This is a genomic window from Synechococcus sp. UW179A, assembly GCF_900473965.1.
Lineage (GTDB): Bacteria > Cyanobacteriota > Cyanobacteriia > PCC-6307 > Cyanobiaceae > Synechococcus_C.
In genome coordinates this window covers 314,737-336,830 of sequence record NZ_UCNJ01000012.1, presented here as the reverse complement: position 1 = coordinate 336,830, position 22,094 = coordinate 314,737, and the positions used below count along the sequence as shown (strand labels likewise).

General features: G+C 54.1%; 27 protein-coding genes and 1 pseudogene. 9 read left to right on the top strand and 19 right to left on the bottom strand.

Features of this window, described 5'->3' with window-relative positions; genetic code table 11:
- Nucleotides 1-7 precede the first annotated feature (7 nt).
- Both DXY31_RS06235 and DXY31_RS06230 read left to right on the top strand, forming a co-directional pair.
- Nucleotides 8-277: a DUF6761 family protein gene (locus DXY31_RS06235; RefSeq protein ID WP_066907364.1), complete on the top strand. Its 270-nt coding sequence runs from the start codon at nt 8-10 to the stop codon at nt 275-277.
- 12 nt (nt 278-289) lie between these two features.
- On the top strand, nt 290-1,156 hold the full coding sequence (locus DXY31_RS06230; RefSeq protein ID WP_114992904.1) for an alpha/beta fold hydrolase: 867 nt from the start codon (nt 290-292) through the stop codon (nt 1,154-1,156).
- Here the strand turns inward: DXY31_RS06230 and grxD are convergent, their stop codons facing one another.
- Genes grxD through DXY31_RS06210 form a run of 4 tightly spaced genes read right to left on the bottom strand, consistent with a single transcriptional unit; the run spans nt 1,157 to nt 3,056 of the window.
- The gene (grxD, locus tag DXY31_RS06225) at nt 1,157-1,480 is read right to left on the bottom strand and encodes a Grx4 family monothiol glutaredoxin (RefSeq protein ID WP_114992903.1); all 324 of its coding nucleotides are present in this window, start codon (nt 1,478-1,480) and stop codon (nt 1,157-1,159) included.
- Between the two features lie 30 nt (nt 1,481-1,510).
- Nucleotides 1,511-1,744, bottom strand: a complete 234-nt coding sequence (locus tag DXY31_RS06220) for a BolA family protein (RefSeq protein WP_114992902.1) — start codon at nt 1,742-1,744, stop codon at nt 1,511-1,513.
- 57 nt (nt 1,745-1,801) lie between these two features.
- A complete protein-coding gene (locus DXY31_RS06215) occupies nt 1,802-2,335 on the bottom strand; it encodes a hypothetical protein (RefSeq protein WP_114992901.1) in 534 nt (177 codons plus the stop codon).
- A gap of 25 nt (nt 2,336-2,360) precedes the next feature.
- Nucleotides 2,361-3,056, bottom strand: coding sequence for a 1-acyl-sn-glycerol-3-phosphate acyltransferase (locus DXY31_RS06210; protein ID WP_244279580.1), 696 nt, complete (start codon nt 3,054-3,056; stop codon nt 2,361-2,363).
- Nucleotides 3,057-3,190: 134 nt separating this feature from the next.
- Here DXY31_RS06210 and DXY31_RS06205 point away from each other — a divergent pair, with 134 nt between their 5' ends.
- Together DXY31_RS06205 and DXY31_RS06200 are read left to right on the top strand one after the other, a co-directional pair.
- Complete coding sequence (locus DXY31_RS06205) at nt 3,191-3,937, top strand: pyridoxine 5'-phosphate synthase (protein ID WP_114993112.1); 747 nt, start codon at nt 3,191-3,193, stop codon at nt 3,935-3,937.
- Nucleotides 3,937-4,257, top strand: coding sequence for an MgPME-cyclase complex family protein (locus tag DXY31_RS06200; protein ID WP_114992900.1), 321 nt, complete (start codon nt 3,937-3,939; stop codon nt 4,255-4,257). The genes DXY31_RS06205 and DXY31_RS06200 overlap by 1 nt, the downstream gene beginning before the upstream one ends.
- 77 nt (nt 4,258-4,334) lie before the next feature.
- Here the strand turns inward: DXY31_RS06200 and DXY31_RS06195 are convergent, their stop codons facing one another.
- Entirely contained in the window at nt 4,335-5,138 is an 804-nt protein-coding gene (locus tag DXY31_RS06195; protein ID WP_114992899.1) for a hypothetical protein, read from the bottom strand.
- A 37-nt stretch (nt 5,139-5,175) separates the two neighbouring features.
- Between DXY31_RS06195 and DXY31_RS06190 the strand changes: the two genes are divergently transcribed.
- From DXY31_RS06190 to DXY31_RS06180, 3 genes are read left to right on the top strand one after another with little or no spacing between them, the layout of a single operon-like run.
- Nucleotides 5,176-5,895, top strand: coding sequence for a DUF475 domain-containing protein (locus DXY31_RS06190; protein ID WP_114992898.1), 720 nt, complete (start codon nt 5,176-5,178; stop codon nt 5,893-5,895).
- A gap of 4 nt (nt 5,896-5,899) precedes the next feature.
- A complete protein-coding gene (locus DXY31_RS06185) occupies nt 5,900-6,235 on the top strand; it encodes a DUF6464 family protein (protein ID WP_114992897.1) in 336 nt (111 codons plus the stop codon).
- A gap of 5 nt (nt 6,236-6,240) precedes the next feature.
- Nucleotides 6,241-6,465, top strand: a complete 225-nt coding sequence (locus tag DXY31_RS06180; RefSeq protein ID WP_114992896.1) for a hypothetical protein — start codon at nt 6,241-6,243, stop codon at nt 6,463-6,465.
- 106 nt (nt 6,466-6,571) lie between these two features.
- Here DXY31_RS06180 and DXY31_RS17535 read toward each other — a convergent pair whose 3' ends face one another.
- Nucleotides 6,572-6,772, bottom strand: a complete 201-nt coding sequence (locus DXY31_RS17535; protein WP_244279615.1) for a hypothetical protein — start codon at nt 6,770-6,772, stop codon at nt 6,572-6,574.
- Here DXY31_RS17535 and DXY31_RS06175 point away from each other — a divergent pair.
- A complete protein-coding gene (locus tag DXY31_RS06175; RefSeq protein WP_244279578.1) occupies nt 6,680-7,822 on the top strand; it encodes a DEAD/DEAH box helicase in 1,143 nt (380 codons plus the stop codon). The two genes, DXY31_RS17535 and DXY31_RS06175, sit on opposite strands and share 93 nt — an antisense overlap.
- 25 nt (nt 7,823-7,847) lie before the next feature.
- Here DXY31_RS06175 and fmt read toward each other — a convergent pair whose 3' ends face one another.
- From fmt to DXY31_RS06120, 11 genes and pseudogenes are all read right to left on the bottom strand, one after another.
- Nucleotides 7,848-8,855 (bottom strand): methionyl-tRNA formyltransferase, encoded by a 1,008-nt coding sequence (gene fmt, locus DXY31_RS06170; RefSeq protein WP_114993111.1) that lies wholly within the window; start codon nt 8,853-8,855, stop codon nt 7,848-7,850.
- 24 nt (nt 8,856-8,879) lie between these two features.
- Nucleotides 8,880-10,247, bottom strand: coding sequence for a TldD/PmbA family protein (locus DXY31_RS06165; RefSeq protein ID WP_114992894.1), 1,368 nt, complete (start codon nt 10,245-10,247; stop codon nt 8,880-8,882).
- A gap of 2 nt (nt 10,248-10,249) precedes the next feature.
- Entirely contained in the window at nt 10,250-11,698 is a 1,449-nt protein-coding gene (locus DXY31_RS06160; protein ID WP_114992893.1) for a TldD/PmbA family protein, read from the bottom strand.
- Entirely contained in the window at nt 11,698-12,780 is a 1,083-nt protein-coding gene (gene acsF, locus DXY31_RS06155) for a magnesium-protoporphyrin IX monomethyl ester (oxidative) cyclase (protein ID WP_114992892.1), read from the bottom strand. The genes DXY31_RS06160 and acsF overlap by 1 nt, the downstream gene beginning before the upstream one ends.
- Nucleotides 12,781-12,852: 72 nt before the next feature.
- A pseudogene (locus DXY31_RS17530) lies at nt 12,853-13,233 on the bottom strand (DUF2996 domain-containing protein); the annotation flags it as partial.
- Between the two features lie 717 nt (nt 13,234-13,950).
- Complete coding sequence (locus tag DXY31_RS06145; protein WP_179949437.1) at nt 13,951-14,454, bottom strand: hypothetical protein; 504 nt, start codon at nt 14,452-14,454, stop codon at nt 13,951-13,953.
- The gene (locus DXY31_RS06140; RefSeq protein ID WP_114992891.1) at nt 14,451-15,059 is read right to left on the bottom strand and encodes a flavin prenyltransferase UbiX; all 609 of its coding nucleotides are present in this window, start codon (nt 15,057-15,059) and stop codon (nt 14,451-14,453) included. Before DXY31_RS06140 ends, DXY31_RS06145 begins: the two co-directional genes overlap by 4 nt.
- Nucleotides 15,056-17,422 carry an RNB domain-containing ribonuclease gene (locus DXY31_RS06135; RefSeq protein WP_114992890.1) on the bottom strand — a complete coding sequence of 789 codons (2,367 nt, stop codon included), beginning with the start codon at nt 17,420-17,422 and terminating at the stop codon, nt 15,056-15,058. The genes DXY31_RS06140 and DXY31_RS06135 overlap by 4 nt, the downstream gene beginning before the upstream one ends.
- A gap of 121 nt (nt 17,423-17,543) precedes the next feature.
- Nucleotides 17,544-17,849, bottom strand: coding sequence for a TMEM165/GDT1 family protein (locus DXY31_RS06130; protein ID WP_114992889.1), 306 nt, complete (start codon nt 17,847-17,849; stop codon nt 17,544-17,546).
- A gap of 42 nt (nt 17,850-17,891) precedes the next feature.
- Nucleotides 17,892-18,221: a TMEM165/GDT1 family protein gene (locus DXY31_RS06125; RefSeq protein WP_114992888.1), complete on the bottom strand. Its 330-nt coding sequence runs from the start codon at nt 18,219-18,221 to the stop codon at nt 17,892-17,894.
- The gene (locus DXY31_RS06120) at nt 18,221-18,589 is read right to left on the bottom strand and encodes a YkgJ family cysteine cluster protein (protein ID WP_114992887.1); all 369 of its coding nucleotides are present in this window, start codon (nt 18,587-18,589) and stop codon (nt 18,221-18,223) included. The genes DXY31_RS06125 and DXY31_RS06120 overlap by 1 nt, the downstream gene beginning before the upstream one ends.
- A gap of 135 nt (nt 18,590-18,724) precedes the next feature.
- On the opposite strand from DXY31_RS06120, the gene psb30 reads away from it, so the two are divergent.
- Nucleotides 18,725-18,832: a photosystem II reaction center protein Ycf12/Psb30 gene (gene psb30 / locus DXY31_RS06115; RefSeq protein WP_007100063.1), complete on the top strand. Its 108-nt coding sequence runs from the start codon at nt 18,725-18,727 to the stop codon at nt 18,830-18,832.
- Here psb30 and DXY31_RS06110 read toward each other — a convergent pair.
- Together DXY31_RS06110 and recJ are read right to left on the bottom strand one after the other, a co-directional pair.
- On the bottom strand, nt 18,811-20,175 hold the full coding sequence (locus DXY31_RS06110) for a chloride channel protein (RefSeq protein ID WP_114992886.1): 1,365 nt from the start codon (nt 20,173-20,175) through the stop codon (nt 18,811-18,813). The two genes, psb30 and DXY31_RS06110, sit on opposite strands and share 22 nt — an antisense overlap.
- Nucleotides 20,172-22,067, bottom strand: a complete 1,896-nt coding sequence (gene recJ / locus DXY31_RS06105) for a single-stranded-DNA-specific exonuclease RecJ (protein ID WP_114993109.1) — start codon at nt 22,065-22,067, stop codon at nt 20,172-20,174. The genes DXY31_RS06110 and recJ overlap by 4 nt, the downstream gene beginning before the upstream one ends.
- Nucleotides 22,068-22,094 lie beyond the last annotated feature (27 nt).

Genomic DNA, 22,094 nt, shown 5'->3' with positions numbered 1-22,094 from the left:
ACCAAAGATGACATCTCTTCAGCACCCGGAGGCCATTCGCCACTTCCAGGCGCTCTGTGATGCATGCCAGGAACTAACAACTCGTTATCACGGCCCATCAGAGCTTCGTCTTTATGCAGACGGCTACTTGCATGCTCTGCGCCGAACTGGTGATCTCGATCCAAGGGAATTATCCAAACTTGAAACACTGATTGAACGCTGGATCCTGGATCCATCCAGTTTCATCGGTCCTGATGGAGATGTGAGCGCTCTGTACAGACATCCAAATCAGTATTGATCCTCTGAAGCCATGGGCATCAATCGCCATTCGCTTGAGGCGGTCAGAACGGTCGCAGTCAAGGGAGGGCAGATTGAGCTCCGCTGCTATCGACCTCACTGTGACGAAGCTGCTGATCGGATTCCACTGCTGCTCACCCACGGCGGTCCGGGTGGTTCAAGTGTTGGTCTCTATGACGCTTTGCACCCTCTTGCGGACCAAAGACCGACGCTCTTTTACGACCAACTGGGATCGTTTACGTCACCTGCTGAACTGCAGCTTGAGCAGATGACCCTGAAGCGCTTCGCAACGGAGCCCCTGTGCATTCTCGATCAGCTCAGAATTCCCCATGCCCATCTCTTTGGACACTCATGGGGTGGTGCCGTCATGACGCAGTTCTGCCTTGATCACCCAGATCGGGTGAAAGCTCTTTTGCTCTCGTCTCCTCTGCTGTCCACGCAACGGTGGCTTACCGATTGCAATCAACTGATCAAAAAAATGCAACTGGAGCTAGGAGAATCGGTGAATCTAGAGGAGGAATTTGAACGCAGACACTTCTGTCGTTCAACAAAGGATGCAGATCAAGCTGCATTGCGTTGTGAACGTCGACGAGGAAACTACAAACTCTATAAACAGATTTGGGGACCAAGTGAGTTCCAGCATCAAGGAATGCTCAGCGAGCTTGACTTGTTTCCAAGCTTTCAGGATCTATCTCATCCAACGCTGCTTATCTGTGGCGAATACGACACTGCAACTCCTCAGACCATGAAGGATGCAAAATCAGCAATTGGTGATTGTGCGCAACTAAAAGTACTTAAGGATGCAGGACATAAAACTTATATTGATCGCAACCAAGCGTTAGTTGAAGTGGTGAACGATTTTCTTGCTCAGCAGGATTGATCAGCTAGCCAGAGCGATTTCCAACTTCTCCTTCAGTGTGCCTTCGTTGTACATCTCGATGAGAATGTCTGAACCACCCATAAATTCACCTTTCACATACACCTGAGGGATTGTGGGCCAATCAGAAAACTCTTTGATCCCTTGACGAACTTCAGGATCAGAGAGAACGTCAAAACTCTCAAAGCTCACGCCAAGAGCATTGAGGATCTGCACAACATTGTTAGAAAAGCCGCACTGGGGCATCAACTTGGTGCCCTTCATGAACACGAAGATCGGGCTCGACTGGATCAGGCTCTCGATGCGGGATTGGGTCTGGGGGTCCATGGGTATCGGGCGATGAGAGAAAAAGAGGAATCAGCTGGGTGTGGAGGTGTTCAGAGCAAGGGCATGAATAGCCTCTGAAGCCAGCTCCTCACGCAAGGCTCGATAAACAAGCTGATGTTGACGGATGCGGTTGAGACCGTCGAAGGCAGTTGAGACCACACTGACCTGGAGATGGTCACCACCACCAGTGAGATCCTCAACGCTCACCTGGGCATCTGGGATAGCGCGACGGATTGCAGAAGAGACGGCGTCAGGCTGAACCATTGGAACAGAGCTTGAACTCAATTGATGCTGGCAGATGGATGTCTCGTGTGAATGAGATCACTCACCCCCACCAGCTCCGCGATAGGGGGTATCAACAAAGCCAAGTTCGAGCAGACTCTGATAAGCCTTCTGACCATCGGGCTTGGCTGGTGTCATCAATCGAACGACCTCCACCAGCACAGGTACTGCAATTTCGGGCTGACCCTGCCGGCGGAAGAGAGCAGCAAGACGCAAATTGGACTGAGCTAGTAGAGCCAATGCAGCACGTCCTTTGGTGTCCATTTCCCTTGGAATACGGGCGTCGAGGCCTCGGAATGACCCAGAGAGATCGCGGTAGAACGCCAGAAGTTGCTTGGACGCCGTCCTGGCGTTGTCGTAGTCCTTCTTGGCCTGAACCAGATTGCCGGATGCAACTGCTGCATCACCACGCTGAATCAAGGCTTCGACTGACGAGACATTGAATCCCGACCCACTTGAAGCCAGCACTTTGGTCGCGGATCCGGATTCATCCGATCCCGACTGAGCGAACGCAGGAGTGATGCACAAGCCGGCAGTCAGGGCAATCGCTGAGCAAAGAAGGCGGGTGCCCATGGAACCAATCTTGAATGCGCGGACTTTAAGTGCAATTCAGCGGTCTTCCGATAGCCTCTCGGGCCGCTTGTTCAGCCGTATGCATCCGCTCGGCCAGCAGATGATTGAAGCGAAGGGCTTCCTCCTTTCCCTTGCCGTTAACAACCAAAGATTTGCCGAAACAGATTGCTGAGCGGCTGCGTGGACCAGGAATAGCAGGGTTGTAGGCAAGACCAACAGGAACAACTTGCACATTGATCCCACGCCGATGAGCCAGTTGTGCAAGTCGCACTGGGCCCTGTTCCAAGACAATGGGAGCATCTGTTCTTTTGATACGTCCCTCAGGAAAGACAACCAGCTGCTGACCACTCTCAAGCAGGTCGAGAGCGAATCGCAGGGTTGTCAGCGAAGGCTTGTCTTGGTCGACGGCGAAACAGCCCAGACGATGCAGAAACCAACCCTGCAATCCGGACATTTCTGTTCTCGTGACCATGAAACGGCAGTCACGTCCAGTAATTCGCCGACCAGCTGCCATGGGGATCATCAGAGCATCCCAGCGGGCTCTGTGTGTTGGAGCCAAAAGAACTGGACCTTCCTTTGGAAGGTTTTCGGAACCGAGAACTGTCCTCGCTCGAAGGTAATGAAGGGCCATGTCCTGGGTTAGGAACATGGCAAGAGGCGCCCAGAAGGGATCGATCCCCGTGTCAAGGGCAGATGAACGCGTCGTCAGGCTGCTGGACACCGCCTTGAACTAAAAATCCACTGAGCAGAAATTACCGGGGAAGACCGCACACCAAGGACTCTGCTGGGCAGTTGCTCCTTCGGCCGAATCGGATCACGCGCTGAATAGGATTCATGCCTTTCCAACGACTCAACGTGGCCAGCCTTGGGGTGAATATCGACCACATTGCCAATGTGCGGCAGGCCAGGCGCACGGTGGAACCCGATCCTGTGCCAATGGCTCTCCTAGCAGAACTGGGAGGAGCTGACGGCATCACTGTTCATTTGCGTGAAGATCGTCGTCATATCCAGGACCGTGATGTGGATCTGCTCAGGCAGACGGTCCGCAGCAGGTTGAATCTAGAAATGGCGGCTACAAACGAGATGATTGAAGTTGCTTTGCGCGTCAGTCCAGACATGGTCACGCTTGTGCCAGAACGGCGTGAAGAAGTCACCACCGAGGGTGGGCTTGATGTGGCTGGTCAGCTTCCGCAACTGAAAAAAATGGTGCAGCGGCTTCACGATGAAGGTATTCCCGTAAGCCTTTTCGTGGATCCGGATCAATCGCAGCTAAGGGCCAGTTACGAAACAGGAGCACGCTGGGTCGAACTCCACACAGGAACCTACGCAGAGGCTGCTTGGTCTGAACAGCCCCATGAGCTGGCACGCCTAACGGAAGCCACGGCTTTTTCCCGTTCTCTAGGTCTTCGCGTCAATGCCGGCCACGGACTCACCTATCAAAACGTGGAGCCAGTTGCTGCCATCGAGGGAATGGAGGAGCTGAACATCGGCCACACGATCGTGGCTCGTGCACTGGCAGTGGGTTTGAAAGCTGCTGTGAGTGAGATGCGCTCCCTGGTTCAGAATCCACGCCGTGAGCCCTTGTTCGCCAGCAAAAGTTGATGACCACCTATTACTTCGTTGCAGCCAGCGATCGCTTCCTCACAGAGGAGGAGCCCCTGGAGGAAGTTCTCAAGGAAAGACGGCGTCATTACAAAGAAAACGGCAAGGAGGTCGACTTCTGGCTTGTTCGCCAACCTGCCTTTCTCAACACAGAGAAGATGAAGTCGCTTCGTGCTCAGCTTCCCCAGCCTGCTGCGGCAGTGGTTTCCACGGACTCGAATTTCATTACGTTCATGAAATTGAGGCTGGAGTTTGTTCTTGATGGATGTTTTGAGGCGCCCAGTGCTGAGATTCCAGATGCCATAGCAACGGCTGATTGAACACTCCATGATCCTAATTAGATGGAGTAATCATCACACTGTCCTTGGGTATTTGAGTTTTCAACAGAGATTGGAGGTTATAAATCAAGCAGTTGCTCTTCAAGCATCATGTTAAAACTCAAAAGTTGTTCATCGGAGAGTTGTTGTCTTGAATTGGCCTGAAGGTTTTTGTTCAGAAAGTCCTTCGCCTCTTGCTGACTCCATTGCAGGCGTTTGAGAATTTCATCGCCCTGTATGACTAAATCTGATCGACGTAAAGGAATCTCTGCATGCAGTGGGTCACTTCCGACCGAAAGATCTCGAAGACGTTTGAGATACGACACAAGATCGCTGAAGCGTGTGAGCCGATGGCGACTCGCATGACCGAAGGCTCGCTCGAGATAGACCTTTTCACTGTCGCGATCCCATCCCACCCTCTGGAGTTCGAGATCAATGGCGGTGAGCTCCTCACTCCAGTCTTCTGGATCGATCGGTGCTTCGCTAGGCGGTTGACGATCAGGTCCCCTCTCCACAATTCCGGCAGCATCGGCAGGGGGAGTTGACTGGGTCTGCAAGGACTGCGGGAGCTGCTTGGGTTCTTCGGACGTCGTTATGTCAGATGGGGCGACGCGCTTGATCGGCATTGGCTGCTTCGATCCATCAAGCTGCATTTTGCTTTCAACACTTGCCTCAGCGGACGTGTTTGGTGTTTCCCTGTCTTCGGTTGGTTTCGAGGAAAAGAAGAACCTTGAACGCAGTCGCTCGAGAGCTTGATCCTCTGCCTCTGAGACGCTGTGGCCCTCACCGAGAGAGCTTCCGAGCGGTGTGGTTCCCTCATAGGCCTCAACGAGAACAACGCATCGTTCGGCACTGATGTGGCAGAGCTGGGCGTGGGTTCGCATTCCACTAATCAATGTCTTCCATTTCTAGGCTGTAGGTATGGATGCAGCTGCACTGTCGTCACTCACTGCCTGGTTGGATGGCGTTGACCAGCTGGGTGAACTGCTGCCGCTGTTGCCAGTTCTCATCACACTCGAGTTGATTCTGTCGGCCGATAATGCGATTGCCCTAGCAGCAATCGCGCGAGAACAGCGTGATCCTCAATTGGAACGTCGAGCGTTAAATCTCGGCATTTTGATGGCGTTCGGTCTGCGCGTCGGACTGATTTTGATGGCGCAATATGTTCTCGCTTTTCCTCCAATTCAATTTATTGCAGGCGTTTATCTGCTCTGGCTTTGCATAAGTCACTGGAATTCTTCACCAGATCAGATCAGTGAGGGTTCAGAGGAAACATTGATCACTTCGGTTTGTTTCAATCGAACCGTGCTGACCCTGGCAATCACTGACCTCGCCTTCTCAATCGACAGTGTTGCGGCAGCGGTTGCGATCAGTGATCAGTTGCTACTTGTGTTGACGGGTGCCTTGATCGGAGTGGTCGCTTTGCGTTTCACCTCAGGACTCTTCATCCGATGGCTGCAGATTTATCCAAGACTGGAAACAGCCGGTTTCTTAGCCGTCGGATTTGTGGGTCTCAAATTGCTGGCGTTGATGGCTCTGCCGACCCTGCATCCATCAGAACTGGTAACTCTTGCAGCTGTGGTTGGTTTGATGATGTGGGGATTTTCGCTGCGTGAATCTCCAGCAGCAGAGGAGTCTTGAGCTCATGCTTGTGGAACTCCGACAGACTGGCAGTGAGCAACTGCTCGATCGTGTTGAGCTTGATGAGCCACCTTCTCCAGGCCGTTGGTTCCTCCACGAACACAACAGTTTTCTCGTGATGCAGTGCCGCCACCGTTACCGACTGCATTCCGGTCGTTATCAATTGAGTTCAGTCGTGCTGATGGTCAAACCCCAGAAGCAACCAGCCGATGCTCGCTGGTTTGAGCATGGATGGGTCATTGGTGATCCAGCCTGTCGCTTCAATGCCCGAAGTCCACTCATGCGCTGTGCCGTCATTCCGGAAGGACCATGCGAGCGTTGCAGTCACTGGTCTGAGTGACATCCATGAAACGTGAACGCTGTTGGGTCTGGTTTCGTGGTGGTCTGAATCAGAAGTCCCATTGGGAAGGAGGGTTTTATGCCACCACAGATGAACAGGAAGGAGTGCTGATTCAACATGGCAACTTTCGCGATACCAGGGTTCCCGCTTGGCGGGTGACGCAACAAGAACCATCCGATCCACACGCTGCTCCAGAGATTCCTGAAAATGCTGTTTGGAAGATTATTTGAGTGGTTCTTTGCAGCCCTAGACACTGTCAAAGAAGGGTTTTTGGCCGCCTCCTAGGGTGAAAGATTCGGCTCCAACACGATCGGCGAGTCCTTTGTCACGGTCAATTCACAGGTCGGCTTCGAACACCTGGGACTCGGAGAACCCCTTCTCAAGGCGCTGAGAGAGAAGGGGTACATCCACCCATCGCCGATTCAAGAACAGGCAATTCCAGCGGTGATCCGTGGTCGCGATGTGATGGCTGCTGCGCAAACCGGTACTGGCAAAACGGCTGGATTCACCCTGCCGATGCTCGAACGACTTCGGCATGGAAGGCGCTCTGGTCGTGGTCAGGTGAGATCGCTGGTCTTGACCCCCACCCGTGAACTGGCAGCTCAGGTGCATGAGAATGTGCGTGCATACGGGCATCACCTTCCGTTGCGCAGTGATGTGGTGTTCGGTGGAGTCAAAATTAATCCCCAGATCGATCGGCTTCAGGGAGGTGTCGATCTGCTGGTAGCGACACCGGGCCGACTGATTGATCTTCATCAGCAGGGTGTCGTGTGTTTTGACCAGTTGGAATGCCTCGTGCTGGATGAAGCGGATCGGATGCTTGATATGGGCTTCATCCACGACATTCGCAGATTGATTCGGCTGATGCCCGAACAACGGCAGACCCTGCTCTTCTCCGCCACGTTCAGCCCACCAATCCGAAAGTTGGCAACAGGGTTGCTGCATCAACCACTGCAGATTCAGGTCACTCCTGAAAATCAGACCGCACGTTCCGTCGAGCAGGTCGTTCACCCTTGTGACATGAAACGAAAATCAGATCTTCTCAGTCATCTGATTAGAAGTGGGAATTGGCGTCAGGTCTTGGTGTTTTCGCGGACCAAGCATGGGGCCAATCGGGTCGCGGAGAAACTCAGCAAGGAAGGACTCGAAGCTGCCGCGATCCACGGCAACAAGAGCCAGGGTGCTCGTACCCGTGCACTTCAGGGCTTTAAGCAAGGTCGTGTGCGGGTGCTTGTGGCAACCGACATAGCTGCAAGGGGAATCGATATTCAGCAGTTGCCGCACGTGGTCAACCTGGACCTTCCCAACATCGCCGAGGATTATGTCCACCGCATTGGGCGGACTGGACGCGCTGGTGAAACCGGTCATGCCATTTCGTTGGTTGCCGCTGAGGAATCCCTCTTACTGAAGGCCATTGAGCGACTCACAGGCGAAACATTGCCCAAAGAACAGGTGAAGGGCTTCGAGCCAACGATTTTGACGGCACCACCTCTGGACCTCGGAGGCGGTAAACGGCGCAGTCATCAACGCAACAACCAACGCACTCGTGGCAGCGCAACCCCAGCATCACGCCAGCGCAGACGCTAACCAGCGCCAAGGGCGTGCTTTTAGGTCAGCCCAGCGTGTCGCTTGCACTGGCCTGCAATTGCTGAACAAGAGCGCGCCCGTTGCTCCGACTCTTGCCTTCCAGTTGTGCTTCACGGATCAGCAGCGGACAACCCGAACTGCTCACCACTAAACCAGCCTCACTGGTGTCCAAAACCGTTCCAGCTAGATATTGACCGGTGGGCCAGCGACCAAGCATCTGTTGGGCGCTTGGGCTCAGCTCGTTTCGAAGCCGTTCGATCAGCGGTTCAGTGAACAGCAATTTCAGTCTCTTCCCCTTCCAGAATGTCATTGCTCCTGGAAAGAGCCCCATCACCTTGCGGTGAATTGCCAGTGCTGAATCGGACCAGTCGACCTGGTAATCACTTTTAACGAGCATCCGTGCATAGGTGATGTCCGGAGCCTGGCAGCGCACGCCCAACTGACGAAGTCGCTCCTCTTCAGGCCCTGGTCCGACGCTTTCAATCCGTGGGATGGCCTCGACCATCAACTCGGCTGTGAGTTGACTCAGTCGTGCACCGAGTTGATGCGCGTTCTCAAGCAATCCAATATCGAGCTTCCTTTCCATGAGCACAGGACCGGTGTCCAGCCCTTCCTCCATCGCCATCACACCAACTCCGGTCTGAGCATCACCTTCGAGGATTGACCATTGAATTGGGCCTGCTCCTCTCCATCTGGGCAGCAGGGAGCCATGGCCGTTCCAGCACCCCAGAGGTGGCTGTGTCAACACTTCTGGGGGCAGTATCTGTCCGAATGCCACCACGACAGAGATGTCAGCACCGAGATCGACAAGCTGCTGTTGACAGACATGATCTCGGCGAATTTTCTCCGGGGTGTAGATGTTCAGACCGAGTTCCAGTGCCCGTGCCTTCACCGCTGAGGGCATCAGTTGTTTACCTCGCCCTCGGCGGCGATCAGGCTGAGTGACAACACCGACAATTTGATGTCCCGCACTCACCAGTGCGTCCAATGTGGGCACCGCATACATAGGAGTACCCCAGAACAGGATTTTCACGACCAACGAATCAGCAATGACTGTTCAGGCTTCACCAGTGATCGCCAAACCATCAACCCAAACGTAGGGACTGACTCCTTCATGGGTGATTACGGATTTGGGCTCTAGATGAACGATCGAACGTAAGAGTTCCCGGATGTCTCCAGCCACGGTTGCTGCTTCAACGGAAATGCGTTCCCCACCTTTCACCAGCCAACCATCGAATGGCAGGGAGAACGCTCCTTGACTGGCTTTCACACCGGCATGAAGGGCACTAAGACTTTCAATTAAAACGAAACTGTCACTGGTGTTGGCGTGGTCTAGATGGTCAGCTCCAGTGCTCATCGAAGCAGTGCGACTAACTTCAAACCAATCGGGACCGACTGATACCTTGGCACCCATCCCTGCGTGACCTGTTGGATCAACGCCGAAATGACGAGCGGTAGCTTCGGAATGTAGGAAGTTCTCAAGGCATCCCTCATGGATCAAAGGAAGGCGTCGAGTTGGCGTTCCTTCTCCATCGAAGGGCATCGCTCCAACATGGGCAGGATGTAGACCGTTATCCGTGAGATTGAAAAAAGGAACAGCTAGTTGATCGCCTATCGAGCTGGCTTTGCTGAGGCTCACACCATCAAGAACGGCACGTGCATTGAACATGCTGCTGAATGACCCGATCAAATCAAGAAAGGCCTCGGGCGTAAAACACACGAGATAACGGCCAGTGTCGATCGGTTGATAGTTGAGATGACTGATGGTGCGTTCTGCCGCTTCATTAATGCATCCCGCTAGATCAAGATCGCGGCTGCCAAGAGCGATCCGAACTGCCCCACCGCTGCGGGGTTTGCGACCACTTTCCTCAGCCCGTGCCATCAAGAAAATGCTCGCTTGAGTGCGCTGGGCCTGGCGCAAGGCACCTTCACTGTTTAGGTAGATGCGTTCACTACTACCCTCATTCATGGCGTTGTAGGGAAGTGTGCCGATCGCAGGATGACGACCCAGCAGTTGTTTTTCTGCATCGAGCAATTGATTCAGAAGCCTCTGAATGCCCTGTGCATCCTGAAGTGGACGGTGCAAATCCGGTTCGGGTGCCGTTGCGAGAGGGGAAAAGCCAGGAACATCATCTGGATTTCCAAAACCACTCGCCTGGTGAGCCCCCATCAGTGCTCTTTCCAGACCTGAATCAGAAAGATCAGAGGTACTTGTGATGCCAACCAACCCCTGTTGGTTCCACACTCGAATGGTGATCGAACTGCGTTGTGAAGCTTTCAGCTGTTTGGCCTGACCACGATCAACTTGAACCGAAGCGCTGCTGCTGCGACTGGCGCCCAGATCCCATTTCGAAATTCCTTCACGACTGGCCAGTGAATGGAGTTGATCTTGAAGTGACCTGACATTGAGTGGTGCGTCGGCCAAGATCAACGACCTCCCACGGTGATTGAATCCACTTTCACGTGGGGTTGACCCACGGTCACAAACACGCTGCCGCTGACAGATCCGCAGTACCCGGCAGCAAGCTCAAGGTCATCTGCACACATCGAGATCCTGGGCATAACTTCTTTGGCATCGCCGATCAGCGTGGCGCCTTTGACGGGTTGACCAAGTTCACCATTTTTGATCAGATAACCCTCTTCAACAGAGAAATTGAACTGACCGGTGGCACCTACGCTGCCTGCCCCCATTGACTTGCAATACAGACCATGGTCAACGGAACTGATCAAGTCATCAATGCTATGAGGTCCTGCAGCGATGTAGGTATTGCGCATACGGCTTGCAGCAGCAAAACCATGACTCTGTCGACGACCGCTTCCAGTGCGGGCATGTCCCGTACGCATTTCACCGGCTCGGTCACTGAGAAAACATTGCAGGATTCCGTTCTCAATCAAGACGGTTTTCTGCGGCTCCATCCCTTCATCATCCATTGAGATGGATCCAAAAGCGCCGCCACTCATGCCTTCATCGATCGCGGTAACGGCTGAATGGGCAATGCTTTCTCCGATGCTGTCAGCAAAAGGTGTAGAGCCACGTTCAACCTGGGTGGTTTCAAGCAAGTGGCCACAAGCCTCGTGGAAGATCACACCACCAAAGCGATTGGCCAACACCACGGGCATCTGGCCACCGTCGACGTAATCAGCGCGAAGCATTTTCACAGCACTGTCACAGACCTCTTGAGCAGAGGCATCAACGTTCCAGTTGCAAAGATCGTCAGGTCGATCGGTGCTTCCATATCGACGCGCAATGCTGGAGCGATGTTCACCATCAGCGGCCAGCACGCTCAGACCACTGGACTGATGCAGCCTGATGTCACGAGCGAATGTTCCGTCGCTAGCTGCCACCAGCACCTCCTGCCAGTCGCGAGCGAAACTGCCACGACGCACGTCGAGGTGCTGCCCACGCTTCTGCAGGCAGTCAGTTCCTTCGAGCAGGCGCTGAGTGATCGTCACCAAATCAGGCGTGCTGTCCAGCCAGTTGTTTTTTGAAGACCCATAGTCGCGAAGTGGACCAAGCCCGTCAAATCCGCTAGCTGCCTCAAGCGTTGATGCATTGAGCTGAAGCATGGCCAGGGCCTGCTGAAGAGCTTCTTCCAGCCCTTGATCGCTGAGATCATTGGTGCTGACGAAACCATCTCTTCCGGAACGGAACACACGGATTCCTGCTCCCATGCCAAACGAGGGACTCACGCTTGTGATCTTGTCCTGTTCAGCAAGGACACCTAAATGGTCTGTGCGTTCAAGAAAAACTTCAACAAGATCAGCTCCAGCTTTGACCCCAAGATTCAGCAATGAGTCGAGCCGCTGACGCCAGGGATGATGGCCTGGGTCCAGATTATTGAACCCAGCCAAAGACTTTTGAAGAGTTGAGTTCATCAGCGCACACTGGGCTGATAATTTTCGCTTCGTACAGGTGACATCAAGAAGAGAGAAGCCATCTGTGCTCCGTTAGCAATCCAATGTGGAAGTTTGCGTACAAATTTGAGCGGTTTTGGTGCAGAACTTTTATCAACGGATTCCAAAGACTCGTTGTTAACGATAATTTTTTCCAAACGTTCATAGAACCGGGGATTCTTCACATCAAGGACAACAGGGAAAACTCGAGCAGATGTTTCATTGGTCTTGTCAATAACAATTCGATCGTATTCACGTGCATCAAGACCAAGGGCCTCGTAAAACTCCTTCCGAGCCACATCCCTGACGTACATCGTGGCGAAGACGGCTAGCAGAAAGAAGCGGCACCAAAGTCGCGCGCGTAGACCACGAACCGTTTCCGGCTGAGATTTCATTAAGGCATCAAAGAAGTCGCCATGACGATTTTCATCTTGACACCAGTTTTCAAAAAAGTTGAAAATTGGGAAGATTTTACTCTCTGGATTTTTTTCAAGATGTCTGAAAATCGCGATATAACGCCAATATCCTATTTTTTCAGAAAGGTAAGTTGCGTAGAAAATAAATTTAGGCTTAAAGAATGTATATTTCTTGTTTGCGGTAAGAAATCCCAGATCTAACTGAAGTCCAAAATCGCTCATGGATTTGTTAAGGAAGCCAGCATGTCTGGCTTCATCCCTGGCCATATGTGCAAAGCATTCCGCGAGCAAAGGGTTCTTTGCCTTGATACGACGGCTCAGCTCCTTGTAAAGAAGAAAACCTGAAAATTCAGAGGTACAACTCTGTTCAAGGAACTCGATAAAAACGCGTCGCGTGTCGGGATCGAGTTTCTCTGCTGCACCGTCGAATTCCCCGTTGCGGACAAAGTGGTGACGGTTGTAGTCCTTGCGGAATTCCTCACAGATTGCCTCCAGTTCAGCCTCATTAGGCCGGAGATCCATCTCCGCCATGGCCTCAAAATCCGTTGTGTAAAAGCGCGGAGTGAGGATTGTGTCCTTGACCGGATCTTTTACGGCGATGCCGGAACCCCCGGATTTTGCTTCATTCACAGCGGTAGGAGGCACCATCAGATCCAACGTATGGTTTGTTCATCGTAAATGCAGCCATGGCACAGCTGGGGCTTGATGTAACCCATTGGATCAGTTGCCTCCGAACCACTTCTGTCCATTGAGTCGTTGAAGCAATCGCGATTCAAGCAGGGCCTGGTTGATGCGTTTCTCATCGATCAGGAATGATTCGAGCAGACTTGGGTCTGACCCGGATTCAGCCAGGGCAATCGTCTTGCCTGATGAAATCGCATCGGATTCAAAGCAGAGCCAGAAGCGTCGCCCTGCGGGTAATTCACCTTGAACCATCCAACAACGACCACCCACCACCGGTCGTTCTCCCTCCACCAACACGAGACTGATCGGAGCCTGATCGCGATCGATCAAGGATTGAGTCAGTGATGGCAGCAGATCCTCCTGGATGAAGCTGGCAAAGGGCTTGTCCTCCGGTTTGGGTTTTGGAGCAGGTTTTGCAGGCTTGACCGGTTTATCTGCACTGTCTGACTTGGAAGCTTTGTCAGCATTGACGACGGCAGCCTTCTTGGGCGCTGGGTCTTTCTTCTCTCCTCCATCGGGTTTGGAAGACGTTTCAGTCTTGGCGGTCTTATCCGCTTCTGCCGCTGGTTCGCTCCTAGCGGGCTTATCCGCTGATGCTGCTGCTTCGGTCTTAGCGGGCTTATCCGCTTCTGCCGCTGGTTCGACTTTCTCTGCTGGTGCTGCTTGCGCGGCTGCTTCGCTCTTGGCAGGCTTATCCGCTGCTGCTGCTGCTTCGGTCTTAGCGGGCTTGTCCGCTACTGCCGCTGATTCGACTTTTTCTGCTGATGCTGCTTGCGCGGCTGCTTCGGTTTTGGCGGGCTTATCCGCTGCTGCTGCTGCTTCGGTCTTAGCGGGCTTATCCGCTGCTGCTGCTGCTTCGGTCTTAGCGGGCTTGTCCGCTACTGCCGCTGATTCGACTTTTTCTGCTGATGCTGCTTGCACGGCTGCTTCGGTTTTGGCGGGCTTATCCGCTGCTGCCGCTGGTTCGGACTGGTCTGGAGAGACTGTCACCTCAGCCTCAGCAGAACCTTTTGCACTTGAAGTCGATGCCGGCACCTCAGGCGGTTCAGGCTTGGCAGGAGTGTCGGGGGTTTCGCTCACCGGACATCAATCGTTCGCGGGACTGTAGACAGCCCAGGGCACTTCTCACCAGCTTCACCAATCTGATGGAATCGGCTGATTCCAATCATCAGTAACTGTTGTTGAGGTCTCAGCAGGCTTGGAAGCAGCCCTCTCCTTCAGCTCCGACTCAGCAACACTGTCTTTCGATGGTCGACCAGTGCGAATCACCCTGAAGGGAACAGATACGGTGGGCGCAGGTTCACGAAGGTCTCTCTCGGGCCAGGGCATGGTTGCTGCTGCAGTGGCAGCACGCTCAGTGTTCTGCTCTGGAGTTTCTTCCTGCCACGTATACGGTCGCCGAACCTCCCGTTGCAGGGTTTGCTGATTTGAAGATCCGGCCGCCAAGACACCACCAGATCCAAGGACGGCGCCTGATGTGGCGGCCACAGCCATCCATACGCCCAGAGGAAGGTTGGGTAGTTCCCAGGTGAGGATGCGAAGACTGCCTATCTTTCCGAGGTTGAGACCAGCGACAAGCAAGGTCAGTAGAAGCGGTGAAAGACAAGGGATCAGCAGTAGGCGTTGAAGTGGAGTCATGACTGTGGTCCTTGCCAACGCTTCTGATCCGTGAGCGATACCCCTAAACAGTCAAAAAGGCGCATCACCAGAAAATCGAGCATGTCGTCGATGCTTTCAGGCTGGGTGTACCAAGCCGGTATCGGTGGAGCAATTCTTGCTCCAGCTTCCGCGAGGGTCGTGAGGTTACGCAGATGCAACAGGTTCCAGGGCATCTCCCTAGGTGCAATCACTAGGGGACGTCCTTCCTTGAGATGGACATCAGCACAACGCTCAAGTAAGTCACCACCAAGTCCAGCCGCCAGACGACCAACTGTTCCCATGGAACAGGGCACAACCACCATGCCTTTGGTGGGAACACTGCCACTGGCGACAACAGCTGATTGATCGTCCCAGCGATGACAGATGAGTTGCCCTTCCTTGACACCAAGTCGATCACGCCAGAAGCGTTCCTGAAGCCTGGGGTCTACAGGAACTGAAATGGATCGTTCCGCTCGCCAGACTCCATGGGCGCCACGGCTGACAATCACATGCACACTCAGATCACGGCGCAACATCGACTGCAAAGTGCGTTCAGCCAGCTGTTGAGCTGAGGCTCCGCTTATGCCGATCACATAGGGAATCATTCCTCGCTCACAGCCACTGGCAGGGGATCGTCGGAAACAGGAGTCGTGGCAGGAACCACTTCAAGATCAATTTGATTTCTCAGCACGTCAACCTTGAGAACTTTTACCTCAACGGTGTCACCCAGCTGATAAACGCGCCTGCTTCTGCGGCCAACGAGACGATTTTGTCTTGATCGATATTCGTACCAGTCATCATTCAGTGAGCTCACATGAACAAGGCCTTCCACCATGGAAGGAGCAATCTCAACAAAGAATCCGTAGCTCTGAACTCCACTGATCACACCGGTCTGAAGCTGATCGAGCATCGGCTCAGCGCTGCGAGCCTTGGCCATTGCCAGCACATCACGTTTCAGCTCTTCAACCTGGCGACGACGCACATTCAACCTCTGCACGGTGCGTTCCCGAATCATTTCTATGATTTTTTGCTCTTGAGAAGCCGTAAACAATGGCCAGCTCACTGAAGCTGCAGCACCTTTTTCCCCCAGTTTGATTTTGTTTTTCTGACGCACCGTTGGACGATCTTTCCCGTCGTTGAGCAGGGAACACAGCACCTGCTGGTTGATCACATCGGCCTGATGCAGCGTTGGGCAGCACCACGGTGCAAATGGATTGAGATGTTGATTGCCCGACCCATCCTCATCGCTGTTATCAGCACCGTGATTCGATGCCTGATCCGCAGCGAACTCGCTGGATGACGGTTCAGAAGTTGCCGGACTGGATTGCTTGCTGATTGTTGATGCTCGATAAAGACTCTCAGGTAATGCATGCCTGAGTTGAAGATTAAGAACATGGCTCAAATCACTGCTCGCCAAAGCCAGGGCCAGCTCGGACGGTGTGGGTGCTCCGTCTTCATCCAGTTCAAGAGGAACGCCCAGCGCTACGGCAGCCTTGGCAACGTCATTGAGAGCAGCGTCATCCGACGGCGCAGCATCAAGAATAATCGAAGGTAAACCCAGTTGGCGACTGTGCTCTTCCCAGACACGATGGGCATGCCTGATGAGCACTGAAAGGATTGAATTAGGGCAACTGGTGTTGAGTGGCGTCGACCAGCTCTGACCATCGCCATCGGGCGACACGTTGTTGAGATCACACAGATCGTCGGCCTGAGCACGCTTGAGATCCAGTTCAATTCGGCCTTCTCTTCGTTCAGCTTCTTGCAACTTTGTTGCACAAAAAATCAGTGTTTGCAGCTGACCAATTTGATCTTTGATTGGTTTCAGAGCGGCAGGAACTGCTCTGGACTTTGGTTTTCGAGATTCCAGAGCGTGGAGGGCATCAGCATTCACTTCAGCAACAGGGCGAATCCGACTCAGACAAAACTCCCAGTGACGCCACTCACCGTCGGAACCAATATCCAGACGCAGTGACACAGCGTCTTGCACCTCCCCGACTGAAAAGGAACAGGCTTTGGCGAGCGCAGGGCTAAGCAACGGCATCCAGTGTCCACCCAGACAGAGGCTTTCCGATTGGTTGAGAAGCCACTGGTCGTAACTGTTCCCCGGGCTAAGACGTTCGGCCACCGCGGGGGTATGAATCCAAAGACGAGTACCGCCGTCGTGGGGGATGACATGCACAGCTGGAAGAGCTGGAGCGCCTTCTGCAGCCCAGCCGCTGATCATCAGGGAGGGTTGGTCACTGAGGTCTTGACGCTTCTTGGCTGATGGTGCCTTAAAACTTGCACGAGGAGGAGCCGGTCGCTGATGAAGATTGGCCTTCGTGAGCATCAGCTCTCGATCTGCAACCGAACCTCCATTGAGGGGTAGCGATCGTGCAACGTGTCCACGTGCCGCAAACTGTGCGATCGGGTAGCGATCCATCACCACCTCGGCAACAGCCAAGCCAACCGGTTTTGCTGCATGGCTGGCATCGTCTGGAGACAGTTCAATCGATGCCAACAAGCGGTCATCCAGGGGAACGGCGATAACGCGTTCATCCTGTTGCTCTACCGATGCAAGCAGGCTTGTGGTGGCTCGCTCAAGAATGCATTGCACACCGCCTTCAGGAGAACGACGTCTGCCTCCTTCACGGGTCAGCCTCACGAGCACCCGATCACCGTTCCAGGCGTGATTGAGCTGATGATCACGGATATAGATATCGTCTCCACCGTCATCGCGAATCGCAAAACAAAACCCCTTGCTGCTGCAGCGGAGACGCGCTTCAACCAAATCGTCAGCTGTTCCCTTGCTGATTCCTCCATCGCTGTCGAGATCAAGGATTCCTAGCCTTGATAAACCCTGAACAGCGAGCTCGAGGGACTGTTTCTCGGATCGATTGGTCAGCCGCAGAATCTTTTCAAGCTTGGCAATCTCCAAATTGCCCTCATCGGGAACCTGGTCGAGCAGGTCAGCGACCGTGAATTTCATCGGAACGGTTTACGGGAACCGGCCTTCAGGACCGGGAGGAATCATCTCGGGTGCGCGTGCAGCGAAAGACCGCGCTTTCCCTTGATTCTTCAATCTTAAGGGCCCCTGGCACCCTGGAGATTCAGTCGTCGGCCGTTGCTGTTGATTCCGCCCCACTGAGAAGTGGCCAAAGCAGTTTCAGGCCAATCGCCAGAAAACCCAGTGATGCGAGGAGCTGTAACCAGTCGGCAGGGACAACGCCTGAGAGTGATCCACCCGCTATGGCACCGATCAAACTTGCCAAGACGAGCGCTGATGATGAGCCGAGGAATACGGCAAAGGGTCGGTTGGACGTACCGCTAATTGCAACAGTGGCGAGTTGCGTCTTGTCGCCGAGTTCCGCCAGGAAAACCGTGGCGAACGTGGAAAGTAGCAAGGTCAGATTCATGACAAGACAAAGTTCAAAGGCAAATCGATTAAGGCAGGATGTTTAAAGAGGGTTCGCGGAGATCAACGACTGCAGGGCCTGGGAACCAAGCCACAACCCAAGTCCCAACATCAACAGTCCGGCCATTTGCTCGAGTCGTTCAGGTTGCATCACGGTCGACAGCCAACGACCCACCAGAACGCCTACCAGGCTGGAGCAGATCAACGCCAGTGCAGCTCCACCGAACACGAGCCAGGGTTGACCCGATTGCGCAGAAAGTAGAAGTGTGGCGAGCTGGGTTTTATCTCCAAGCTCAGCCAGGAAAACCGTTGTGAAGGTTGTCAGAAGAACAGTCGTGAATCCAGGACGTTGTGTGGTGCCGGAATCAGTCATCACAAAGGTTCCGTTGAGCGGATGAGACGTTCGAATTTACGTAGTTCCCTGCTGCGACCGCCATGAACTGAACGGATCTGTTGTCGGCAGCAGGCGATCGCAAATGAATCCGCATGATCAGCCTCAATGCCGAACAAGCCGCAGAGACTGCTGACGCGGCAGAAATCTGGCCGGGACTCATAGATCCGACAGCGTCTGGATCCACTGTCGAAATGGATGCACCAGCCATCGTCACCCACCATCGACAGGTATTGCTTTTGCTGAAGAGGATCAAGAGCCTCCACGGCTTCAGGGCGTTCATCAGGGGCCAATCGGCAACAGGCACCGCACTGGTCCATGCAGGCCCATTGCTGTCCAGAACGTGTCATGTGATCACCTCAGAACCATGTTCAGCCCATTGAGGCTGTGACAAGCCATCACAGACGTTGAGTTTGAGCTGTACGGGAAGGGGGCATTCCTCGTAGCCTGCACAAGGCAACATGCCACTTATTTGCTTACGTTTCATGGGAATCGATTTCCACCTGATCGCCAATTTCGCTGCACTGGCCTTAATCACCCTTGCAGGCCCCGCAGTGATCTTCATTCTCTTCTACCGCCGTGGTGCTCTTTGAAGTTTGCTGAGCCCGTGGTACACCGGATCTCTACAGACCAAGCGTCCGGTGTAGGCAGCCAACACTGAAGCGAGCACCACTCCAGCAAAGAGTTGTTGATCTCCGGCCAGTCTCCAGGCGAACACAATCGAGACGAGCGGGAGTTGGGTTGCTCCTGACAGGCCTGCAGCTAGACCCAAACCGATGCCGACCTGTGAGCTGATTCCTGCCACAGCACAGATTGTGTAGCCAAGAACGGCACCGAAGGTCAGAGAAGGGTCAATCAAGCCGCCAGGTACACCAGGGCTTAAAGCGAGCATCGGTCCAATCACCCTGACCAGTGTGATCCAGATACTCGTCAGTCCACTGATGTATACCCGATCATTACCCATGGCATTGGGCATCCCCTGTTCGATGAGCTGACGCACGAGCGATTCGCCATCAGAGGTGGAGGTTCCCCAGCTCATTAGTGCAAGAAGTGTCAATCCCCCACCGAGATAGAGACCTGTTTTCAGAGGTTTTTGTTTAATCACAGGGGCAAGACGTCCTGTGAGCCAAACCAGTCCCTTGTTGAAGAAACCACCAACGAGTCCGCAGACGATTCCGATCGGAAAAGCCAGCATCAACTGCTCGATTTCCGGTAGAGCGACGTTGAGAACACCGAGTCCAAACATTGGTTCACCTCCGATGTTGGAGAACCCTGCAGCGGCAACGCTGATCACTAGCGCGGGCCAGATCGTCACGATCGAATAGTCGGCCGTGAGTTCTTCAAGCATGAACACGGCTCCAAGCAGAGGCGTATTGAACCCGCCGGCAAGACCTGCACCTCCACCGATGGCCACAATCTGCCGTTCATTCAGAGAAGGCAGCCAGTTGCGGAAACGTCGATGGCAAGCCCGCGCAACTGCAGCACCGAACTGAACGACCGGACCCTCCCTTCCAAGCGGAAACATGGCGACGGTGGCTATTGACCAAAGCACCCCACGCTGCACTGTTCCCGCTGTTGCCATCGCTTTAGGCAGTTGGGAAGGGTCTTCTAGCCCATTCATCGTGGATGGAATGCCGGAACCTGCACCGGCTTGCCAGGGGCCACGCTGAAGCAGCAACAGAAGTGGCATCACCACGAGTGGCAAGAAGGCAACGATCACTCCCTTCCACGTCCAACTTTCGTCGGCGGAGGTCGGCATCAGGGCGTAAAGATGATCCTGAACACCATCAACAAGGTTCAGAGGCAGACACGCCAGGCCAATCAACACTCCGACCAGAACAAGACCGATGAAATGCCGCACAAACCCTTTGAGCCGACTCTGTGACGGCAGCGTTCCAGGAATCAGGACTGGTTCGTGACGACTATCCGGACTCATGGGCGTAAACCGAGGCCGATACAAGCCTCCTGAAGTAAAGCAGCAACGTAAGGGTGTGAGGCGCGACTGTCGTCGCTTTCCAGCACACCCTCGCGATTGACCCGGCTCACCAGTGACTCGCCCTCTGGATTGATCAGCTCAAGGCTTGTGCTGTCGATGCGCTGGACGCGGTAACTGCCTCTCGAACGATGGAGTTCCATCGCTTCAAGATGGGGACGAAGAGCCTGGATCTCCAGTTGGAAGCGGGTCTCACCGCGCCAGTGATTCTGAGTGACGGTGTACGTCATATCGATGGTCTGACTGAGCACAGCCGTTTCAGGCCAGCGCCAAACAATGGCCTCACGCTCCACTCCGTTCTGCTCAAGTTTCAGCCGTAAGTGACCTCCACGCAAGGACTGTTGGTCAGTGATTCGGCAACCGCGTGACCAGAAAAGAGGTTTTGGATGACCAGCCCCAAACGGTTCCAGCGCTTGCAGGCCTTGCCAGAAACGATGATCAATTTGATCGAGTTCCAATAACGCTTCGGGCTCCACCAACACATCCTCACCTCGGCCTTGCAGCCATTGCATCGCTAGAGCGTTAAGGGCCTGATGAAGTGCAGCAACAGCAGTGACCTGAACGGTGAAACCACCAGCAGCTGGATGGCCTCCATGCCGTTCAAGAAGTTCACTGCACTGTTGCAACGCACGATCAACAGCAAAACCATCGGGTGCACGCACCGAAGCGCGCATGCGTCCATCGCCGTCACTGGCCAGAAGAGCTGCGGGTCGTTGATAACGTTCAACGAGACGTGCGGCAACGATGCCAATAACACCATGATGCCAATGGCCCTGTGCAAGCAAAAGAAAGGGAGGCAAGGGTGAAGGATCACTTTCAAGCAATGCAAGAGCCTCCGCTTCGATCGCATCACACAGCTCGCGTCGCTGACGATTAAGCGCATCGCACTGACGCCCGAGCTCAAAAGCACGATTCGGGTCATCAGCTGTGAGCAAGTCAACCACTAGGGAGGGTTCACCAATGCGGCCCACCGCATTGATTCGCGGCGCCAGCTGAAAACCGATGTCATCAGCCCGTAAAGGACGGTCTCCAAGGCCTGCAAGTTGCTGCAGGGCCTGAACTCCGGGGCAGCTGCTTCGATGTAGATGAACCAGCCCCTCCCTCAGCAGGGTTCGATTAGCGCCGGTGAGTGGTGCCATGTCAGCCACCGTGCCGATACAAAAAAGATCTCTTGCTGTGGTGACCGCAGCAGGGTTCTTCAACTCCGCCGATAATGCTCTGGCCAGCACAAAAGCCAGTCCCACCCCGGCCAAACAGCCATAGGGAGAGTTCTTCGGAGTGGTAGCAGGATGAATCAAAGCCAGTGCCTTAGGTCGGTTGGCAGGAAGGGTGTGGTGATCAGTGAGGATCACCTCAACGCCCAGTTCTGAAGCCTTCTCGAGAGCTTCATGAGCGGCCACTCCGTTGTCGACCGTCACCAGCAAACGGACTCCCTCTGCATGGAGCTGCTCAACCATTCCGCTGTTCAGGCCATATCCATCGGCCATTCGGCTTGGAATCGCCGCTTGTGGAGTGGCTCCCATGGCTTCAAAAGCACGCATTAAGAGAGCAGTGCTTGTCATGCCATCGGCGTCGTAATCGCCACAAATGGCGACTGCCTCCTTGTTGAGGCATGCAGTTTTAAGCCGCGTCAGTGCTGAACTCAGCTCCGGGAAATGATCATCTGCTGCCGGCAGCGGTTGATCGCTGAGAAGCACCATCACCTGCTTAGGACTCTGGAGTCCTCGTCTGAATAGGACTGCTTTCAGAGCCAGCGGCAGATTCACTGAAGGCAGTGGGTCGCCCACGATCGGTTGTGGGAGTCGCCACTGCTGATCCCGGGCGCCCGCCACCATGCCAAAGGAGATTAATAGCTGCATTGT